At 60.8% G+C, this 18431-nt stretch carries 13 protein-coding genes; 9 read left to right on the top strand and 4 right to left on the bottom strand.

Annotated features, from left to right (window positions below; genetic code table 11):
* Positions 1-266 precede the first annotated feature (266 nt).
* Together ACA073_RS16800 and ACA073_RS16795 are read left to right on the top strand one after the other, a co-directional pair.
* Positions 267-2105 (top strand): long-chain-acyl-CoA synthetase, encoded by a 1839-nt coding sequence (locus ACA073_RS16800; RefSeq protein WP_497397905.1) that lies wholly within the window; start codon positions 267-269, stop codon positions 2103-2105.
* A gap of 96 nt (positions 2106-2201) precedes the next feature.
* Positions 2202-2720, top strand: coding sequence for an ankyrin repeat domain-containing protein (locus ACA073_RS16795; protein ID WP_497397903.1), 519 nt, complete (start codon positions 2202-2204; stop codon positions 2718-2720).
* 141 nt (positions 2721-2861) lie between these two features.
* Here ACA073_RS16795 and ACA073_RS16790 read toward each other — a convergent pair whose 3' ends face one another.
* The gene (locus ACA073_RS16790; RefSeq protein ID WP_497397901.1) at positions 2862-4202 is read right to left on the bottom strand and encodes a substrate-binding domain-containing protein; all 1341 of its coding nucleotides are present in this window, start codon (positions 4200-4202) and stop codon (positions 2862-2864) included.
* Between the two features lie 193 nt (positions 4203-4395).
* Positions 4396-5208, bottom strand: coding sequence for an exodeoxyribonuclease III (gene xthA, locus ACA073_RS16785; protein WP_214377236.1), 813 nt, complete (start codon positions 5206-5208; stop codon positions 4396-4398).
* A gap of 319 nt (positions 5209-5527) precedes the next feature.
* Here xthA and ACA073_RS16780 point away from each other — a divergent pair, with 319 nt between their 5' ends.
* From ACA073_RS16780 to ACA073_RS16750, 7 genes are all read left to right on the top strand, one after another.
* Positions 5528-6178 (top strand): GNAT family N-acetyltransferase, encoded by a 651-nt coding sequence (locus ACA073_RS16780; protein WP_461954091.1) that lies wholly within the window; start codon positions 5528-5530, stop codon positions 6176-6178.
* Between the two features lie 66 nt (positions 6179-6244).
* On the top strand, positions 6245-7972 hold the full coding sequence (locus ACA073_RS16775; protein WP_497397898.1) for an autotransporter assembly complex protein TamA: 1728 nt from the start codon (positions 6245-6247) through the stop codon (positions 7970-7972).
* Complete coding sequence (locus tag ACA073_RS16770; RefSeq protein ID WP_497397896.1) at positions 7969-11637, top strand: translocation/assembly module TamB domain-containing protein; 3669 nt, start codon at positions 7969-7971, stop codon at positions 11635-11637. Before ACA073_RS16775 ends, ACA073_RS16770 begins: the two co-directional genes overlap by 4 nt.
* Positions 11638-11883: 246 nt before the next feature.
* On the top strand, positions 11884-12357 hold the full coding sequence (locus ACA073_RS16765; protein WP_497397894.1) for a MarR family winged helix-turn-helix transcriptional regulator: 474 nt from the start codon (positions 11884-11886) through the stop codon (positions 12355-12357).
* Positions 12354-13823, top strand: coding sequence for an efflux transporter outer membrane subunit (locus tag ACA073_RS16760; protein WP_497397892.1), 1470 nt, complete (start codon positions 12354-12356; stop codon positions 13821-13823). The genes ACA073_RS16765 and ACA073_RS16760 overlap by 4 nt, the downstream gene beginning before the upstream one ends.
* A 15-nt stretch (positions 13824-13838) precedes the next feature.
* Entirely contained in the window at positions 13839-15041 is a 1203-nt protein-coding gene (locus ACA073_RS16755; protein WP_497397890.1) for an HlyD family secretion protein, read from the top strand.
* A 220-nt stretch (positions 15042-15261) separates the two neighbouring features.
* A complete protein-coding gene (locus ACA073_RS16750) occupies positions 15262-16791 on the top strand; it encodes a DHA2 family efflux MFS transporter permease subunit (RefSeq protein ID WP_497397888.1) in 1530 nt (509 codons plus the stop codon).
* A gap of 128 nt (positions 16792-16919) precedes the next feature.
* On the opposite strand, the gene lpxH is transcribed toward ACA073_RS16750, so the two are convergent.
* Positions 16920-17672 carry a UDP-2,3-diacylglucosamine diphosphatase gene (gene lpxH, locus ACA073_RS16745; RefSeq protein WP_497397886.1) on the bottom strand — a complete coding sequence of 251 codons (753 nt, stop codon included), beginning with the start codon at positions 17670-17672 and terminating at the stop codon, positions 16920-16922.
* Positions 17669-18172 (bottom strand): peptidylprolyl isomerase, encoded by a 504-nt coding sequence (locus tag ACA073_RS16740; RefSeq protein ID WP_309674259.1) that lies wholly within the window; start codon positions 18170-18172, stop codon positions 17669-17671. Before ACA073_RS16740 ends, lpxH begins: the two co-directional genes overlap by 4 nt.
* Positions 18173-18431 lie beyond the last annotated feature (259 nt).

The following is an 18431-nucleotide window of genomic DNA, read 5'->3' as shown; positions in this document are numbered from 1 at the left end:
TAAAAGCCGTTATAAATCAATAAGTTAAAACTCAGCCTGTTTTTCGTATTCGTGCAATCTGCATGAATGGCCATCGTGCATCCTGCATTTTGCGAGGTTACGACGATTCCACGGAACCAATCGATGCGTCGGGGATCTCGATTTCTCAGGCCTCGTCCGCGGATACAAAACATTTCAAAAACCGCGTGTACAGCTCAAGAACCGTTGACGTATTTTCGGGCTCAATCACCGTCGCCCGACAATAAAAAAATCGCACGGGAGCATCCATGAGCTACACGACGAACGACACGATTACCTGGGGCATGATGCTCCGCAAACTGCCTTCGATTGCCAAAGCCATCCCGCGGGTGGTGAAGGGCATGAAAGCTGCCAACGTCAAGGATCCGACCCAACCGTGTGGCCTGGGCTGGAGCTTCGAGCAGGCAACGTTGCGCAATCCCGATGGCCCGGCATTGCTGCAGGGCGCCACGGTGCTCAGCTATTCACAAGTCAATCAGTGGGCCAATCGCATCGCCCATCACCTGATTGCCCAAGGCATCCGCAAGGGCGACGTGGTGGCGGTCTTCATCGAGAACCGTCCAGAGCTGCTGGTGATGATCCTGGCGGTGGCCAAGGTCGGCGCGATCAGCGCCTTGCTCAACACCTCGCAGACTCGCGATACCCTGGCTCATAGCCTGAACCTGGTGGCACCCGCAGCGATTATCGTGGGTGAAGAGTTGGTGCCAGCGTTTTCGGCGGTGCGCGAGCGGGTCTCGATCGACGCGGCGCGCATCTGGTTTGTCGCCGATCAAGACACTTACACCCAACCGGGCATTGCGCCCGACGGCTTCATTAACCTGATGTCGGTGACGGCCGACAGCCACAGCGACAACCCTGCCAGCAGCCAGCAGGTTTTTTTCGACGATCCTTGTTTCTATATCTACACCTCGGGCACCACCGGATTGCCCAAGGCCGGCGTGTTCAAGCACGGCCGCTGGATGCGCAGCGCCGCGAGCTTCGGCTTGATCGCGCTGGACATGCGCCCCGCGGACATCGTCTATTGCACCTTGCCGCTCTATCACGCTACCGGGCTGTGCGTGTGCTGGGGTTCGGCCATCAGCGGCGCGTCGGGGTTTGCCATTCGACGCAAGTTCAGCGCCAGCCAGTTCTGGAGCGATGTGCGCAACTACCGTGCGACCACCCTCGGTTATGTCGGTGAACTGTGCCGCTACCTCGTCGATCAACCGCCGAGTGCTGACGACAACCAGCACGGCGTGACAAAAATGATCGGCAACGGCCTGCGCCCCGGCGCATGGCGCGAATTCAAGACGCGCTTTGGCGTGAATCACATCTGCGAGTTGTACGCCGCCAGCGACGGCAACATCGGCTTCACCAACATTCTCAACTTCGACAACACCGTCGGTTTTTCCCTGATGTCCTGGGAACTGGCGGCCTACGACCACGACAGCGGCGCGCCGACCCGGGACGCCACGGGCTTCATGCGCAAAGTGGCCAAGGGCGAGCAGGGGCTTTTACTGGCGAAGATCGACGACAAGGCGCCCCTGGACGGCTACACCGATCCACAGAAGACCGAAAAAGTCGTGCTGCACGACGTGTTCGAAAAGGGCGACCGTTACTTCAACACCGGCGACCTGCTGCGCAACATCGGTTTTGGCCATGCGCAGTTCGTCGATCGCCTGGGCGACACCTACCGCTGGAAGGGCGAAAACGTCTCGACCACCGAGGTCGAGAACATCCTGCTGCTGCACCCAAATATTTCCGAAGCCGTGGCCTATGGCGTGGAAGTGCGCAACACCAACGGCCGCGCGGGGATGGCGGCGATCACGCCAGCCGAATCCCTGGCGACCCTGGATTTCAGCGAACTGCTGGCCTTCGCCCGCGAGCACATGCCGGCGTATGCGGTGCCGTTGTTCCTGCGGGTGAAAGTGAAAATGGAGACCACCGGCACCTTCAAATACCAGAAGACCCGGCTCAAGGACGAAGCCTTCGACCCAGGAAAAACCGGTGATGACCCGATTTACGCCTGGCTACCGGGGACCGAGACTTACGTGCAGGTCACTGAACAATTGCTGACGGACATCCACGGTGGCAAATACCGCTATTGATTGTGGCTATGGCGTGCCTTGAGAAAAAACAAGTGACAGTGGCGGGGGCGCTCGGGAAACTGTCGGCTTTGCGAATAACTGTAAGTGGAGTCTCCAATGTCCGATCAAAGCCGCCAGATGACCCCCGAAGAAGCCGCCGAGTTTGCCGAACAGGTCTTCAACAAGGCGCGCGAGGGCGATGCGGCCATGATGGCTGCGTTACTGACCAAAGGCCTGCCGCCGAACCTGCGCAATCACAAGGGCGACACCTTGCTGATGCTGGCCGCTTACCACGGTCATGTGGAAACCGTGAAAGTCCTGCTGGAACACAAGGCCGACCCGGAGATCCGCAACGACAACGGCCAGAGCCCGATTGCCGGCGCGGCGTTCAAGGGTGACCTGGCGGTGGTCAAGGCGCTGGTCGAAGCTGGCGCGCAAGTGGAAGGCTCGTCGTTCGACGGTCGCACGGCGCTGATGATGGCGGCGATGTTCAATCGCGTTGAAATCGTCGATTACCTGATCAGCAAAGGTGCCGATCCGAAAGCCAAGGATGCCAATGGCGTCTCGGCGCTGGATGCCGCCAAGACGATGGGGGCGGTGGATACCACGGCGCAGTTGGAGAAATTGCTCGGCTGATTCGGCTCCTGTAGGAGCGAGCTTGCTCGCGATGGACGTTAACGATAACGCGTGCTGTCTGAATGAACGCGTTGCCTGGACGTCCATCGCGAGCAAGCTCGCTCCTACAGGGGATCGGCGTACGCTTTCGCCTTTCGCCATTCAATACACCCAAACCTCAACCCGCCGATTCTTGATCCGCCCTTCATCCGCACTGTTGGCCGCCACCGGCATCTCGGCGCCAAAGCCGCGGATCTCGCGAAACACCACGCCGCTTTTCACCAGCTCCCGTCGCACCGCCATGGCCCGCAGTTTCGACAGCAGGTCGGCCCGCGCCGGATCGCTCTTGGCATCGCCAAACCCCACCAGCGTCACCTGCTGGTGGGTCTTCTCGTTCTGCTGAATGTAATCGAGCACCCGCGTCAGGTCCTGCCGGGCCTTGTTATCCAGCGTTGCGCTGCCTTCTTCGAAACGGAAATTCACGGTCAAGCGCTGGGCGTGACGGCTGAGTGCCTGATAACCCTCGGGCATCAGCGCATTCGGTGTGACGGCCATGGCCTGGACGGTCTGGGCAATAAACCCGTTGGCCGCGACGATGGCCTGGCCTTTGCTGCTTTGGGCGAACGCCACCAAGGCTTCGGCCCATGGATTTTTGCCGTTGGGCGGCAGGTAAAAGAACAGCCGGCGCGACAGCGGATAGTCTTCGGTGGCAATCAGACTGCTGAACGGCAACATGGCCTGGGACTGGCCGTCGACGATCGCCACGGCTTTGGCCTGACGCACGTAGGGCAGGCCGATGAAGCCGATGCCTTGCGGATCGAGGCTGACCGCGTCGGACAATTGCTCGCTGGATTCGAAGCGTTTCGCCGCGCTGTTCAGCGTTTTCCCACGACGGCTGAGGACCACTTCCTTAAAGGTGTCGTAAGTGCCCGAGTGGTCATCCCGTGCGTACAGATGAATCGGCCCGCCGCTGCCGCCGAGTTCTTCCCAGGTGTGGACTTCGCCGCTGAAGATGCGCGCCAGTTGCTCGGTGTCGAGTTGATTCAGCGGGTTTTGCGGATGAAGGATGATTGCCAGGCCATCAATGGCGATGACTTGCTCGGCGCCGGGGCTCTTCAGATCGCCGAGGGATTGCAGGGCTAACAGTTCGCTGTCCTTGATCGGGCGCGAAGAGGCGGCAAGGTCCGCGGTGGCATTTTTCAGGGTGGTGAAGCCGGTGCTGGAGCCGTGTGCCGCGACTTCCACTTCGACCCGCCGACCCTGTGCGGTTTCGCCAACCACCCGCAGTTCGTTGGCGGTGTCCGGAGCTTCGCTGTGGACCTTAAGCAAGCCTTGCTCGCGCATCAACCCCTCGACCAGCGCCGGACCCAATGCCGCGCCAATGGTGTTGGAACCCTGGATGCGCAACACCGGACCCTGTTTGGGCGTCGGCAAGTCACCGGCCGATGCGGTGACTGGCAATCCGGCGCACAGCATTAACAGGAATAAAACGCGCAGCGTCATGCCGGCACCTTATAAAGCGAAAGAAAGTGCGGGGAGAATAAGTCAGCTAGATGTCCGAAAGATGACAGGTAGTGACATTGTGGGAGCGGGCTTGCTCGCCAAGGCGGTGTATCAGTCGACAAAAATGTTGAATGACACACCGCCTTGGCGAGCAAGCCCGCTCCCACAGTTGATCTATGTTGCCAGGTAGAGATCAGCTCAACTCAAGCCAGATCGGCGCATGGTCCGAAGGCTTTTCCATTCCGCGCAGTTCGTAATCCACGCCGGCATCCTTCACCCGCGGCAACAAGCCGTGGGACGCCATGATCACGTCAATCCGCAGACCGCGCTTGGGTTCATCTTCAAAGCCACGGCTGCGGTAGTCGAACCAGCTGAAACGGTCGGCCACGTCCGGGTTCAGGTGGCGGAAGCTGTCCACCAGACCCCAGTTCTTCAGACGCGCCATCCACTCGCGTTCTTCCGGCAGGAAGCTGCATTTGCCGGTTTTCAGCCAGCGTTTCATGTTGTCCGGGCCGATGCCGATGTCGCAATCTTCCGGGGAAATGTTCACGTCGCCCATCACCACCACTGGCTGTTCGTTGTTGAACTGGCTTTCCAGCAAGTGCTGCAGATCGTTGTAGAAGCGTTCCTTGGCCGGGAATTTGGTCGGATGGTCGCGGCTTTCGCCCTGTGGGAAATAGCCGTTCATGATGGTCACCGGCACGCCATTGGCGTCGGCGAAGGTGCCCCAGATGAAGCGGCGCTGCGCGTCTTCTTCATCGGTGACGAAACCTTTGTGCAGCGCCAGCGGTTCTTGGCGCGAGAGCAGGGCGACACCGTAATGACCCTTTTGCCCGTGGAAATACACGTGATAGCCCAGCGCCTGTACCTCGGCCAGCGGGAACTGGTCGTCGTGGACCTTGGTTTCCTGCAGGCCGATCACGTCGGGTTGATGCTTTTCGATCAGCGCCGCCAGCTGATGGGGGCGAGCACGCAGCCCGTTGATGTTGAAGGAGACGATCTTCATGGTCGGCAGTCCTGGCAAAAGGGCGATGCTAGCTGACCTGTGGGAATCGGGCCAGCGTGAGGTGAGACGATTCGATGTGTTATGCCCGATTTGTAGTGGCAGTACCGGCCTCTTCGCGAGCAAGCCCGCTCCCACATTGATTGATGTTACACCGCAGTTTTTGTGACTGGTCTATACCTTGTGGGAGCGGGCTTGCTCGCGAAGACGGCTTATGCACCCGCACTGATTCCGGATCAGCAAGGAACTGTGTCGGCGCCCACAGGCTCGTACCAATAAGAGCGTCGCCATTTTGAGTACCGCCCCGGGGAGATCTACCGCTATGCCCGAAACCTCGACCGCCATCGCCGATATCCACATGCTCGACAGCGGCTATTCCCGTGAAGCCCGTTCCCTGTTGTACCAGGCCTACCGCCACGAGCCGACCTTCGGTTATCTCTTCGAAGCCGAGCGCCCCGGTTATGAACAGCGGGTCCGCGCCACCGTGCGTGAACTGGTCAAACAACACTTTCTTCAGGATTTGCCGGCTATCGGCCTGCTGGTCAACGACCGCTTGATCGGCATCGCGCTGATCGCGCCGCCGCAACGTCGCCTCGGCATTACCGAAAGCTGGGCCTGGCGCCTGCGGATGGTGCTCAGCACCGGGTTTCGCTGCACCCGCCGTTACCTCGAGTACCACGATGCGGTGATGGCCTGCGTGCCGTCCGACTCGGTGCACCTGTTGCCGTTGCTGGGGATTCATCCGCAATTCCAGGGCAAGCACTTCGGCGAGCAGCTATTGCAAGCGGTGCACAACTGGTGCGCGGTCGATGAGCACTCTGAAGGTGTGGTGCTCGATACCGGGAATCCACGTTATCTGGAGTTCTACAAGCGTCAGGGTTATGAGGAAATCGGCGAGGTGGCCATCGGGCCGATCCGCGAACACGTGTTTTTTCATGCCAATCCGCAGGTGCTGCAAACCGCCTCGGCATAAACGGTAGAACTTTCGCGGCATGTGAGGCTCTATCACGCTCCCAAGCTCGTGATAGCATCCGCGCCTATGAAGTTTCCAGGAAGAATAACCAGCGGCGTGCTGATGCTGATCACCAGTTGCGCGGCGCTGGCGCAAAGTGAATTGGATGTGCGGATCAAACCGTCCAACGACGAACTGAAGGCCAATATAGAAGGCTATATCGGCAGCCTCGGTGATCGTGACGAAGAAGCCTTGTTGCGCTTCAGTCGTGGCGCCGAAGAACAGGCGCGCAAGGCCGCCCAGGCGCTGGGTTATTACCAGCCGCAAATCGACAGCGACGTGAAGGGCGGCAAGACGCCGCGCCTGGTGCTCAACATCGATCCGGGCGAGCCGGTGCATTTGCGCACTGTCACTATTCGCATCGACGGTCCTGCCGCTGCCCTCAAATCCTTTCGCGTACCGAAAAGCGACGCGCTGAAAACCGGCGCGGTGCTCAATCACGGCCGCTACGAAGACGCCAAACGCCTGATCCAGAACCAGGCTTCACGTTTCGGTTTTTTCAGTGGCCACTTCACTCGGCAGAAGCTGTCGGTCGACCCGCGAGCGGGCGTCGCCGACATCGAACTGATCTACGAAAGCGGTCCGCGTTATACCCTTGGCAAGGTCAGTTTCGAAGGCGATACGCCGTTCGACGAAGAACTCCTGCAACGCATGGTGCCGTTCAAGGCGGGTGCGCCTTATGACTCCGAACTGATCGCTGAGCTGAATCAGAATCTGCAGGCAAGCGGCTACTTCGAAGGCGTGCGCGTCGACGCCGCGCCGTCCGCGTCCAAAAACGACGTGATCCCGGTGGACGTCAAACTCGACACCCGCAAGCCACGGACCATGGGCCTCGGTCTGGGCTATTCCACCGACGTTGGCCCACGGGTCAAGGCCAACTGGACCCGGCACTGGGTCAACCCCCAAGGCCACAGCTATGGCTGGGAAACCGAAGTCTCGGCGCCACGGCAGAACGTCGGGCTGTTCTACGACATTCCGCTGGACCCGCCGCTGACCGACAAGTTGCGTTTCGCCGGTGGCTATCAAAATGAAGAAATTGCCGACAAGGACAGTCTGAGCAAGCTGCTGACCCTCGGTCCCGAGTGGCACAGCAAGTTGCCCAGCGGTTGGCAGCGGGTGGTGTCGCTGAAATGGCAGCGCGAAGAGTATCGACTCGGCGACGACTCGGGGCTGAGCACCTTGCTGATGCCCGGCGTCAGCTATTCCTACCTGAAAAGCGACAACCGCATCGACCCGCACAATGGCTATCGCCTGCAATTCGAAACCAAAGTCGCCAAGGAAGGGCTGGGTTCCGACACCAACCTGCTTTACGGCACGGCGCTGGTCAAAGGCTTGACCACGGTGTTCGATAAACACCGTTTTCTCGGTCGGGTGCAGGTGGGCGGCAGCGCCACCAACGGCTACACATCGGTGCCGCCGTCGCTGCGCTTCTTCGCTGGTGGCGATCAGAGCGTGCGCGGGTATGACTATCAGAGCCTGTCTCCGGAAAACTCCGACGGCGACCGCATCGGTGGCCGCTACATGATTGCCGGCAGCGTCGAGTATCAATATTCCATCGCCGAAAAATGGCGGGTCGCGACGTTTATCGACCAGGGCAACTCCTTCAACACACTCGAACTGCCTGACCTCAAGACCGGCGTCGGTATCGGCGTGCGCTGGGTGTCGCCGGTGGGGCCGATTCGCCTCGACCTGGCCCACGCGATGGACGACGACGGCGGCATTCGACTGCACTTTTCCATGGGGCCTGAGCTGTGAAGCGTGGTTTGAAAGTAACGCTGCTGGCGATTCTGGCGCTGCTGATGCTGGTGCTGCTGACCGTAACCGCAGTGCTGGGCACGGCGAGCGGTAGCCGTTGGGCGCTCGGGTTTGTGCCGGGTTTGACCGTCGAGAATTTCCAGGGCCGTTTGGGCGGACAGTGGAGTGCCGACTATCTGGTCTGGCAGCAGGACACCAGCCGAGTTGAACTGAGCAAGGTGATTTTTGCCTGGTCGCCGTTGTGCCTGACGCGCATGACCCTGTGTATCGAGCAGTTGAAGGCCGACCAGGTCAGCCTGCAATTCCCGCCGGGCAGCGAAGAAGAAAGCAGCGGCCCGATCAGTCTCCCGGACTTGAAGTTGCCACTGGCGATCGAGCTGGGCGACGTGCAGGTGGGCAGTCTGCTGTTCAACGGCAGCGAAGAACTCAAAGGCCTGCAACTGGCGGCGCACTGGACCGAACAGGGTTTGCAGATCGATTCCGTGCAACTGCAGCGCGACGATCTGAGCCTGAACCTGTCCGGCCTGTTGCAGCCCACCGGCAACTGGCCGCTCAAGGCCGAGGGCAAACTGACCCTGCCAGCCCCTGAGCCTTGGGCGCTGGCGCTGAAGATTGACGGCGACCTGCTGAAAACCCTGAACCTGAAAGCCGACAGCCGCGGTTACCTGAACGGCCAACTGACCGGCGAGTTGCAGCCGCTGGTGGACAACCTGCCGGCCAAGGTGCGGATCACCGCTGACGGCTTCAAGCCCAGTGCCGATCTGCCGGATACGCTGCAACTCAATCAAGTGGAGCTCACCGGCGACGGCGACCTGAAAAACGGTTACCAGTTGCGCGGCAACGCCACGCTGCCCGCCGAGCAAGGCCCGGTCGCGTTGTTGCTGCAAGGCAAGGTCGACGCCAACGGCGCGCAGATCGCCGCGCTGGACCTGACCGCCAACGGCAAGCAAAGCCTCAAGCTCACCGGCGCTCTGGACTGGAGCAAAGGCCTGAACGCCACGGCGAAAATCGACTGGCTGGATTTCCCCTGGCACCGGCTCTATCCGCTGATCGACGAGCCGGAAGTGGCGCTGCGCAGTTTCAACGGTGAAGTCTCTTACACCGACGGCAAATACCTTGGAAATTTCAAGGCTGCACTGGATGGCCCGGCCGGGGCGTTCAGCCTGAGCAGCCCGTTCGCTGGTGACCTGACGAAAATCTACCTGCAACAAATCCAGCTTGAAGCCGGGCAGGGCAAGGCCGAAGGGCACCTGAACCTGCAATTTGCCGATGGCATCGCGTGGGATACGGCGCTGGACCTGTCGGCGATCAATCCGGCGTATTGGGTAGCAGAGTTGCCGGGCACATTGGCCGGGCCGTTGCGCAGCAAAGGCGAGATGAAGAATGAAACGCTCAGCCTGAACGCGGACCTCGATCTGAAGGGCAAGCTGCGTGGCCAACCGGCCGTTTTGCAAGCGAAAGCCGACGGCGCCGGTGAGCTATGGAACCTCAGCGCGCTGCAAATCCGTCTGGGTGATAACAGCATCACCGGCAAGGGCAGCCTGCAACAGAAGCTCGCCGGCCAGATCGACATCAAGCTGCCGCGCCTGGCCCAGCTCTGGCCGCAATTGCGCGGTCAGCTCAACGGCCGCGTCGATGTCGCCGGCACGCTCAAGGCGCCGCAAGGCAAGCTCGGGTTGCAGGGCACGCAATTGGCGTTCGAAGACAATCGCCTGAAAAGCCTGAATCTCGACGCCACCCTCGACAGCGCGCAGCGGGCGAAAATCGACCTCAAGGGCAGCGGCATTCAGACCGGCGACACCTCACTGGGGACGCTGACCGCCAGCGGTCAGGGCGATATCAAAAACCAGAGACTGGCGCTCGATCTGCAAGGCCCGCAGCTGAAGTTGGCCCTCGGCTTCGACGGTAATCTGGACAAGGGCAACTGGCGCGGGCGTCTGGCCAGTGGCGATATCCAGGCCGGCGGTCAGGACTGGAAGCTGCAAGGTCCGGCGAAACTCGAACGGCTGGCGGACGGCAAAATCAACTTCGGCGCCCATTGCTGGATGTCCGGGCCGGCCAGTCTGTGCGGTGAAGACCAGCGCCTGATGCCGGAGCCGAAGCTGCGTTACCACCTCAAGCAATTCCCGATCGACAGCCTGGCTCAGTGGCTGCCGAAGGATTTCGCCTGGAAGGGCCGGCTCAACGCCGACGTGCAACTGGACCTGCCGGCCAGTGGCCCGAACGGCCAGATCAGCCTCGATGCCAGCGGCGGCACCTTGCGCATCAAGGACAAGGATCAGTGGCTGGACTTCCCGTACCAAACCCTGACACTCACCAGCAAACTGACGCCCAAGCGCATCGACACTGACCTCAACTTCGTCGGCGGCAAGCTCGGCGAGTTGAGTGTGCAAGCGCAGATCAATCCGCTGCCGAAGAACAAACCGCTGACCGGCGCGTTCCGTCTCAATGGCCTCGACGTGTCCGTGGCGCGGCCGTTTGTGCCGATGGTCGAGAAACTGACTGGACGCCTGAATGGCAACGGCACGATCGCGGGCACGCTGATGGCGCCTTTAGTCAACGGCAATCTGCTGCTCAGCGACGGTGAAGTCTCCGGGCCTGAGTTGCCGATGGACCTTGAAGCCTTGCAACTTCAAGCGGTGATCGCCGGCGAAACCGTGCAATTGAACGGCGGCTGGAAAAGCGGCAAGAGCGGGCAGGGCAGCCTGAACGGCACTATCGGCTGGGGTCAGGCGCTGGTGGTGGATCTGGCGCTCAAGGGTACGCAATTGCCGGTCACGGTCGAGCCGTACGCCAAGCTTGAAGTGGCGCCCGACCTGAAGATCTCGATGAAGGGCGACGAGTTGTCCATCGCCGGCAAAGTGCGGGTGCCCAGAGGTGAAATCACCGTGCGCGAGTTGCCGCCATCGACGGTCAAAGTGTCCGGTGACACGGTGATCATCGGGCAGCAGACCGAAGAGGGCAAACCGCCGCTGGCGATGAAAATGGACATTGATGTGGCGGTCGGCGAGGACAAACTGAGTTTCGCCGGATTTGGCCTGACCGCCAACCTGCAAGGGCATGTGCACATCGGCGACAACATGGACACGCGCGGCGAGCTGTGGCTCAACGACGGGCGTTATCGCGCTTACGGCCAGCGGTTGACGGTGCGCCGGGCGCGTCTGCTGTTTGCCGGGCCGATCGATCAGCCGTATCTGGACATCGAGGCGATTCGCCAGACCGACGACGTCATCGCCGGTATTCGCCTGAGCGGCAGCGCCGAGCAGCCGACCACGCAGATATTCTCCGAACCGGCGATGAGTCAGGAACAGGCCTTGTCCTATCTGGTACTGGGGCGTCCGCTGAGCACCACCGGTGAAGACAACAACATGCTGGCGCAGGCCGCGCTCGGTCTGGGTTTGATGGGCAGTTCCGGGATGACCGGCAAACTGGCCAGCGATCTGGGGATTCAGGATTTCCAGCTCGATACCGAAGGCAGCGGCAATACAACGAGCGTGGTCGCCAGCGGTAACCTTTCCGAGAAGCTCAGTTTGCGTTACGGGGTTGGGGTTTTTGAGCCGGCCAACACCATTGCCTTGCGCTACAAGCTGAGCAAGAAGGTTTACCTCGAAGCGGCGGGCGGCGTCGCCAGTTCGCTGGATATCTTCTACAAGCGGGATTTTTAGACCCCGTTCCTCTCCGAAACCGAGTCGCGCCCTTCGCGAGCAAGCCCGCTCCCACATTGGATTTGTGCACGCCGCAGAACCAATGTGGGAGCGGGCTTGCTCGCGAAGGCGGCTGCCCGGTCACCCCAAATTCCGCACCACTTATCAGCCAAATACAAAGCAACCTAACTATTACGTTGACATTCTCTGCCTAGGCAGTAACATCTCGTCATACATTCTCTGCCTAGGCAGCTAATTGGTGATCAGATGAAACATTTCACCCCGGACGAATTCCACACGTGCCATCTCGGCCTCTTGCTCGGGCGCGCCGCGCTGCTCAAGGACCGGCTCATCGACACGCACATGGAACCCCACGGCATCACCGCCGCGCAGTTCAAAGTGCTGATCATCATGGCCCAGTACGGCGTCGATTCCCCGGCCGAGCTGTGCCGCCATCTGTCGCTCGACAGTGGTTCGATGACCCGCATGCTCGATCGTCTGGAGCAGAAAGGTTTCCTCGCCCGCCAACGTTCCGAAGCGGACCGCCGTCAGGTGCAGCTTGTGTTAACTGAGCAAGGCCAACAGTTGGCCGACCGCCTGCCGGAAGTCGGCGCCGACGCCATGAACGAACTGGCCGGCGCGCTCACCCCGGACGAGCTGAAAACCCTGGAACAGATCCTGAAGAAAATCCTGGTGGCAGCCGGTGACTCGATCACGTTGCTGCGGGTAGGTGACCAATGAGCAACAAAACCTTGCGTGCCGGCCTGAGCCTGGTGCTGGCGGCCATGACTCTCGCCGGTTGCGCCAGCTACAGCGGCCTGACCACCGAAGGCAAAAGCCTCGATGCGAAAACCCTCAAGGCCGGGCAATCCCTCAGCGGCGTGACCCTGTTGCCCGCGGCCTGGCCGAAAAGCGATTGGTGGAAAAGCCTCGGCGACCCACAACTCGACGGTCTGATTCGCGAAGCCCTTCACGACAGCCCCGACATGCAAATCGCCGACGCCCGCGCCCATCAGGCCAGCGCCGCTGCGTATGCCGCCGACGCTGCGCGGATGCCGACCCTCGATGCCAGCGCCGGCGTCAGCCGTTCGCGTCTGGCCCGCGATCAAGACCCGAGGGGCGAGGGTGATGCGTACTCCACCGTGCGTAACATCGGCGCCAGTTTCAATTACAACTTCGACCTGTGGGGCGGTCAGCGTGACGCCTGGGAAGCTGCGTTGGGCCAGGCCCGCGCTGCCGAAGTCGATCAGCAGGCCGCGCAACTGACGTTGGCTGCCGACGTCGCTCGCGCCTACAGCGATCTGGGTCAGGCGCACATTGTTCATGACTTGGCGCAGGAAGACCTCAAACGCACCAGGCAAATGCTCGACCTGAGCCAGCGTCGCCTGAGTTCCGGGATCGACAGTCAGTACCAGTTCCAGCAAACCGAAAGCCTCGAAGCCACTTCCGAAGCCAGCCTGATCGACGCCGAGAAACGCCTGCAAAGCGCGAAAATCGCCTTGGCGGTATTGCTCGGCAAAGGCCCGGATCGCGGCAACGAAATCGCCCGGCCGAAGATTCTTCAGGCCAGCGCCGTCGCGTTGCCGTCGGTCCTGCCCGCCGAGTTGCTCGGTCGTCGCCCGGATCTGGTCGCTGCGCGCTGGCGCGTCGAGGCGGCGAGCAAGAACATCGACGCCGGTAAAACGCGGTTCTATCCCAACCTGAACCTTAGCGCCGCAGCCGGTGCGGAATCATTGTTGGGCGACGCGATGTTCGGTTCGGCCAGTCGATTCTTCAATATCGCGCCGACGATCTCGGTGCCGATTTTCGACGGCGGCCGCCTGCGCGCCGACCTTGATGCCCGCGACGCCGATTACGACCTTGCGGTGGCGCAGTACAACAAAAATCTGGTGAGAGCGCTGGGTGATGTCAGCGACACCATCAACCAGTTGCGCGATATCGGCCGGCAGATCGGCGCGCAGCAGCACGCGACCGACATTGCCCAGGATTCTTACAACACCGTGGTCCAGCGGTACGGTTCCGGCATCGGAAACTACCTGGACGTGCTCAGCATCGAGCAGCAATTGCTCCAGGCCCAGCGTCAGCTGGCCAACCTGAATGCCGAGCAGATCGACCTGTCGATCCAACTGATGCAAGCGCTGGGCGGCGGTTTTCAGGGCGAAACCCTGACCGCGGCCAACGCAACCCCAGCCACGCAGCACAACTAATTCAAGGTGATTGTCATGGCCACTGCCGAGAACACTCAAACCGCTGACAACAGTCCAGATACCAGCAACCCGCGTAAACGCAAGGTCATGCTGGTGGTGCTCGCGATCGTGGTGATCCTCGCCGGTGTCGGCGTCTGGGGTTATCACGAATTCTACGGGCGCTGGTTCGAAAGCACAGACGATGCCTATGTGAACGGCAACGTGGTGGAAATCACGCCGCTGGTCACCGGCACCGTGGTCAGCATTGGCGCCGACGATGGCGACCTGGTCCATGAAGGCCAGGTGCTGGTCAACTTCGACCCGAACGACGCCGAAGTCGGTCTGCAAAGTGCCCAGGCCAATCTGGCCCGCACCGTGCGCCAGGTGCGCGGCTTGTACAGCAACGTCGACGGCATGAAAGCCCAGGTCAACGCCCAGCAGGCGGAAGTGCAAAAGGCCCAGGACAACTTCAACCGCCGGAAAAATCTGGCGGCGGGCGGGGCGATTTCCCAGGAAGAACTGTCCCATGCTCGCGACGACCTGACCTCGGCGCAAAACGCCTTGGCCAACGCCAAGCAGCAACTGAAAACCACCAGCGCCCTGGTCGATGACACGGTGGTGTCGTCGCACCCGGACGTGATGTCGGCCGCCGCGCAATTGCGTCAGGCGTACCTGAACAATTCCCGCAGCACCTTGATTGCACCGGTGACCGGTTACGTCGCCAAGCGCTCTGTGCAACTCGGTCAACGGGTGCAACCGGGCACCCCGCTGATGGCGGTGATTCCGCTGGATCAGCTGTGGATCGACGCCAACTTCAAGGAAACCCAACTGCGCGACATGCGCATTGGTCAGCCGGTCGATATCCAGGCCGACCTCTACGGCAGCGACGTGAAGTTCAGCGGCACCATCGACAGCCTCGGCGCCGGCACCGGCAGCGCGTTTGCCCTGCTGCCGGCGCAGAACGCCACCGGTAACTGGATCAAGATCGTGCAGCGTGTGCCGGTGCGGATCCACATCAACGCCGAAGAACTGGCCGATCACCCGCTGCGCGTTGGCCTGTCGACTCAGGTCGATGTGAACCTGCGCGACCAGAGCGGCCCAGTGCTGGCGCAACAGCCGCCACAAAAGGCCTCTTTCAGCACCAACGTCTACGACCGTCAGTTGGCCGAGGCCGACGCAATGATCACGCAGTTGATCCACGACAACAGCGCAGCGGTCAGCAAAACCGTTCAACGCTGACACCGACCCTGTGGGAGCGAGCCTTTGTGGCTAAGTGGATTTGTGTGGTGAGGGGATTTATCCCCGTTGGGCTGCGAAGCGGCCCCAGCATTTTAAAGTCAAACCGCGTTTACGACTGCTTCGCAGCCGAACGGGGATAAATCCCCTCGCCACAAAGGCTCCCACAAGTCAGGTGCGTCTGTAACAGGCGCAGCGCCAATCAGGTTTCAAAGGACTCGCGATGAGCAATAACGCGTCTTTCACGCCGCCCAGCCTGCTGCTCAGCACCATCGGCCTGTCGCTGGCGACCTTCATGCAAGTGCTCGACACCACCATCGCCAACGTGGCGTTGCCGACGATTTCCGGCAACCTCGGCGTGAGTTCGGAGCAGGGCACCTGGGTGATTACTTCGTTTGCGGTGAGCAACGCCATCGCGCTGCCGCTGACCGGTTGGCTCAGCCGGCGGTTTGGTGAGGTGAAGCTGTTTCTCTGGGCGACCATTCTGTTCGTGCTGGCTTCGTTTCTCTGCGGGATTTCCACTTCGATGCCGGAGCTGATCGGCTTTCGGGTGCTGCAAGGTCTGGTGGCCGGGCCGTTGTACCCGATGACCCAGACGCTGCTGATCGCGGTCTATCCGCCCGCCAGGCGCGGCATGGCCCTGGCGTTGCTGGCGATGGTCACGGTGGTGGCGCCGATTGCCGGGCCGATTCTGGGTGGCTGGATCACCGACAGCTATAGCTGGCCGTGGATTTTCTTCATCAATGTGCCGATCGGGATTTTTGCGGTGATGGTGGTCCGTTCGCAGCTCAAGGCGCGTCCGGTGGTGACCAGCTATCAGCCTATGGATTACGTGGGGCTGATCACCCTGATCATCGGCGTCGGCGCGTTGCAGGTGATCCTCGACAAGGGCAACGACCTCGACTGGTTCGAATCGAACTTCATCCTCATCGGTGCGGCGATTTCCGTGATTGCGCTGGCGGTGTTCGTGATCTGGGAAATGACCGATCAGCACCCGGTGGTCAACCTGCGGCTGTTCGCGTATCGCAACTTCCGTATCGGCACGATTGTGCTGGTGTTGGGTTACGCCGGGTTCTTCGGGATCAACCTGATCCTGCCGCAATGGCTGCAAACCCAGATGGGTTACACCGCGACCTGGGCCGGTCTGGCGGTGGCGCCGATCGGGATTCTGCCGGTGATCCTCTCGCCATTTGTCGGCAAGTACGCGCACAAATTCGACCTGCGGTTACTGGCCGGTCTGGCGTTCCTGGCGATTGGCCTGAGCTGCTTCATGCGCGCCGGGTTTACCAACGAAGTGGACTTCCAGCACATCGCCCTGGTGCAACTGTTCATGGGGATTGGTGTGGCGCTGTTCTTCATGCCGACCTTGAGCATTTTGATGTCGGACCTGCCACCGAGCCAGATCGCCGATGGCGCGGGTCTCGCGACCTTCCTGCGGACGCTGGGCGGTAGTTTTGCGGCGTCGTTGACCACCTGGATCTGGATTCGCCGAGCGGATCAGCATCATGCCTATATGAGCGAAAGCATCAGCACTTATGAGCCCGCGACCCGCGAGGCGTTGAACAGTCTGGGCGGTGCGAGCAACCCGGCGTATGCGCAGCTGGATCATGTGCTGACCAGTCAGGCGTACATGCTCTCCACCGTGGATTACTTCACGCTGCTGGGGTGGGCGTTCATGGGGTTGATCGTGATTGTGTGGCTGGCGAAGCCGCCGTTTGCGGCGAAGGCGGGGCCGGCTGCTTCCGGTCACTAGAGTCAGGTAAAGAACCAATGTGGGAGCGGGCTTGCTCGCGAAAGCGGTGTGTCATCCAGTATCAATGCCAACTGACACACCGCCTTCGCGAGCAAGCCCGCTCCCACACTGGGTTTTGTGTTGGGCAGTTAGTTTGCGGGGGGCGCGAGTTGTGGCGGCGGGATGAAGTCGAACGGCGCCAACGCAAACCCTTGCTCATCCACCTGCAACGCCCAGCCCTGACGATCCCAATCCCCCAGCACGATCCGTTTGGCCGCTTGCTCGCCAATCTGCAACTTGTGGATAGCGGGGCGATGGGTATGGCCATGAATCAACGTTTTCACGCCATAGACCTGCATCACCTGCGGCACTTCTTCCGGCGTGACATCCACGATGTCATTGGCCTTCATCCGCGTTTGCGCACGGCTTTCGCTGCGTAGTTTGCGCGCCAGTTTATGGCGAGTGCGCAGGGGCAGGTGGCGCAGGATGAACAGGGTGATCGGGTTACGCAGGTAACGACGCAGCTTCATATAAGCCTCGTCGCGGGTGCAGAGGCTGTCGCCGTGCATCAACAGCACCGGCTCGCCGTAGAGCTGCACGACACTCGGGTCTTTCAGCAACGTACAGCCGGCCTGTTTGCAAAAGGCCTGGCCAAGCATGAAGTCGCGATTGCCGTGCATCAGAAAAATGGCCGTGCCGCTGTCGCTGAGTTCGCGCAGGGCCTGGCAGATGGAGCGCTGAAAGGGCGTCATGGCATCGTCGCCAATCCACGCCTCGAAAAAGTCGCCCAGGATGTACAACGCACTCGCCGAGCGGGCGCGCCCGGCGAGCAAATCCAGAAACGCCCGGGTAATGTCCGGGCGCTCCTCTTCCAGATGCAAATCTGAAATCAGCAGTATCACTCAATGATCTCGGCTTTCTCGATGATCACGTCTTCTGCTGGCACATCCTGGTGGCCGGATTTCATGGTGGTGGAAACACCTTTGATCTTGTCGACAACGTCGGTGCCTTCAACGACTTTGGCGAATACCGCGTAGCCCCAGCCCTGAGTGGTCTTGGCGCTGTGGTTCAGGAAGCTGTTGTCAGCGACGTTGATGAAGAACTGGGCGGAAGCCGAATGCGGCTCCATGGTGCGGGCCATGGCCACGGTGTACTTCTCGTTCGGCAGGCCGTTGTCGGCTTCGTTCTGGATGCTTGGGCGCTTGTCTTTCTTTTCTTTCATGCCTGGCTCGAAACCGCCGCCCTGGATCATGAAGTTACCGATGACGCGGTGGAAAACGGTGTTTTCGTAGTGACCGGCTTTGACGTATTCGATGAAGTTGGCAACCGTCAGCGGTGCCTTTTCAGCGTTCAGTTCCAGGACGATGTCGCCATGGTTGGTGGTCAGTTTGACTTGGGTCATGATCGGTACTCTTTTAGAAATTCGTGGGTTTCGAGGCTGTTGAGCCCTCAACCGGTCCGGCCGATGTCGGCCGAGGTGCGCAGTTTAGCGTGCCGGGCGCGAATTTCGAGGCTGTTTTTCATTTGCATCCGATTAAATGCAGCCGTTTTCCGGCCTGTACTGTCAGCGGCTTGACGGCATCGGCTATGATAAGCCCCTTTGTTTTAACCGCCGCTTTGATTTGGCCAACTGGCCGCGCACTTGTACGTTCAAGGATCCT

It is taken from the genome of Pseudomonas sp. LBUM1670, from assembly GCF_059695695.1.
This window is presented reverse-complemented; position numbering and strand designations above follow the sequence as displayed.